The 2214-nt window shown below is 40.8% G+C and carries 3 protein-coding genes; all 3 read right to left on the bottom strand.

Features of this window, described 5'->3' with window-relative positions; translation table 11 throughout:
* Positions 1 to 86: 86 nt before the first annotated feature.
* Positions 87 to 773: a hypothetical protein gene (locus tag AACR75_RS18460; RefSeq protein ID WP_047691297.1), complete on the bottom strand. Its 687-nt coding sequence runs from the start codon at positions 771 to 773 to the stop codon at positions 87 to 89.
* 156 nt (positions 774 to 929) lie between these two features.
* The gene (locus tag AACR75_RS18450) at positions 930 to 1253 is read right to left on the bottom strand and encodes a DUF4144 family protein (RefSeq protein WP_047691294.1); all 324 of its coding nucleotides are present in this window, start codon (positions 1251 to 1253) and stop codon (positions 930 to 932) included.
* Positions 1254 to 1398: 145 nt separating this feature from the next.
* Positions 1399 to 1914 carry a GNAT family N-acetyltransferase gene (locus tag AACR75_RS18445; protein WP_017046319.1) on the bottom strand — a complete coding sequence of 172 codons (516 nt, stop codon included), beginning with the start codon at positions 1912 to 1914 and terminating at the stop codon, positions 1399 to 1401.
* Between the last annotated feature and the right edge of the window lie 300 nt (positions 1915 to 2214).

Below are 2214 nucleotides of genomic sequence, written 5' to 3'. Positions count from 1 at the left end.
CCGCATAACACCGTAATCACAAAAACCAACGCATAGTAAAAATGCCGCGCGTTGGCTGTCCCTCTTGAAGCGTTTGTTATACCTATTTAGCTTAAATATTGCGCTGAAAAACCTTGTACAAACAACAACATCATTTGAACTTGTGATACGTCATATTCGTCATATTGACCATGTGCAGCTTTATTTCGAATGTGAGCAAAACTTGTGACCTGCTTCTGAACCAACTTTGAATATACTTCGTTTTGAGCAAGCTCAGTATTTAAAGGCTCGATTGTCTTAGGCGCGCCATTAGGCTTAACAACAGCAATACCATTTTTCTTACTCAATTCCCGCAGCCCATCCTCCAGAACTGCACCAATAGTCACTGCTGCGGCATCTTTGTATCCTTCGTTCAGAAGGTGTTCTCCGATTTCTAAGAAATTTGCAAATATCTCGGCTTGTAATAAACCTTTTATGTTGGCGATTAGGTCATTTTCGATGTCGTGTTTAACTGTTAGTGCTACACCATGAACTTGAGATACGTGACCATACCAATTACTGTGAATTACATAAAAATTGTCTATCCCTATAGCCTTAGTATAATTTTTGTAATGCTGACTATTTTCACCATAGAGCTTTAATATCAGTTGCCCAACTCTAGTTACCCAAGACGTAACTTCAGCTAAATCACTCCCCTCTAGTGAGCTTCTAGCTGTTGATGCTTTTTTAACCACTACCTCTCCAAGCCTGACAATCGAATCCACTTCATTCTTCACAAGATTACTGATACTCATTTGATCTCCAGACTATAAATTGTGCTGTAGGTATAACGCCGCGTTAAGGGGTGAATGCCGCATAAACCAACCTTCCGCAGACCATTTTCACCACAAAAACCACCGCAGACCAAAAATGCCACGCGGCATGAATCCCACTTAAACGCCTTGTTATGTTTATTTATCTTGAGATTTCAGACAGTTAATTGCATCAAACACGGACTCAAACTGAATTTTTGTCAAGCACACCTCTGAGCGACAAAACTCATGCGACTGAATTAGTTTTGATGCTTGTTCCGCTGTAACTTGAACTTGCTCACTCACCAGATTAACTTCTGCATCATTGATAATTATCGAAAAAGTGTTTCCAACAGAATCAATAACTCTATCATTTGGGCATAAAATCAAATTTGAACACTCTCTGTTCAAATCACTATCAGATGCAAGATAAACTAGTTCATCATCACCATCCAATTTTAGAATACATGGCCAACTGATCATGATTTCCTCCGATAAACATAACGCCCGCTTAAGGGGCAGCCAACGCTATCACCAACTTGCCGCATAACATCGTAATCACAATAACCAACGCATGGTAAAAATGCCACGCGTTGGCTGTCCCTCTTGAAGCGTTTGTTAGGTGAATTTATACCGCTGAAATATAAACACAAACCTCTCGTTCACCACCTTGCATACGAAGTGTTTGATTTTCTACGTAAGTAACACCAAGTTTATCGATAACTGACCTTGAACGATCATTGCCAACAAGATGCATGACCTTTAACTCTCGCAACCCATGACTTTCTTTTGCGTACTCAATTAAAGCCTTTGAAGCTTCTGTCGCATAACCTTGTCCCCAAAAATCGACGCCCAACCAATAACCCAAGATGCCTTGGCCATCTTTTAAGCTCGGCAAACTCACTGCACCAATAAGCTCTAACGATTCTTTAAGTACAATCGCATAAACAATACTCTCTCCGCTGGCAAAGCCAATTTCATGTGTTTCAATCCATGAAATTGCATCTGAAACTTCATAAGGGTGCGGTATGTTTGCCGTCATCTCTGCGATTCGTTTATCACCAGCCAATACTGATACTTGCTCTGCATCAGACAGCTCAAATGACCTAAGGATTAAACGTTCCGTTTCTAAAACTTGCTGCATTATTCCCCCAATTCACCTAACGCCCGGCTAAGGGGTTGACAACGCATAGCCGAACTCAAAAAACACACCGTAAACACTGAACTTCAATTTTGCACCAAAGTCGCCACGCGTTGGCAATCCCTCTTGAGCCGTTTGTTAGCTGCTGCATTTTAGCCGGAGATTGACTACCCAACGGCTTAATTTAAAACACATTATTGCTTTCAAGCGATAAAGTAAAACGGACAATTTAGAAACTAAAACCTAATCCACGAAACGCACTTGGCAAAGAAGAAATAACAGGAAAACTTGACGAGCTTCTAG

The organism is Vibrio sp. ZOR0018, from assembly GCF_963865925.1.
In the GTDB taxonomy this organism is placed as follows: Bacteria; Pseudomonadota; Gammaproteobacteria; order Enterobacterales; family Vibrionaceae; genus Vibrio; species Vibrio anguillarum.
Note: the sequence above shows the minus strand (reverse complement) of the source record. Positions and strands in the feature narration are given on the sequence as shown.

Excerpts from the sequence above, each read along its gene's own strand:
- AACR75_RS18460 (WP_047691297.1), bottom strand. The coding sequence starts at position 773 with ATGAGTATCAGTAATCTTGTGAAGAATGAAGTGGATTCGATTGTCAGG.
- AACR75_RS18450 (WP_047691294.1), bottom strand. The coding sequence starts at position 1,253 with ATGATCAGTTGGCCATGTATTCTAAAATTGGATGGTGATGATGAACTA.
- AACR75_RS18445 (WP_017046319.1), bottom strand. The coding sequence starts at position 1,914 with ATGCAGCAAGTTTTAGAAACGGAACGTTTAATCCTTAGGTCATTTGAG.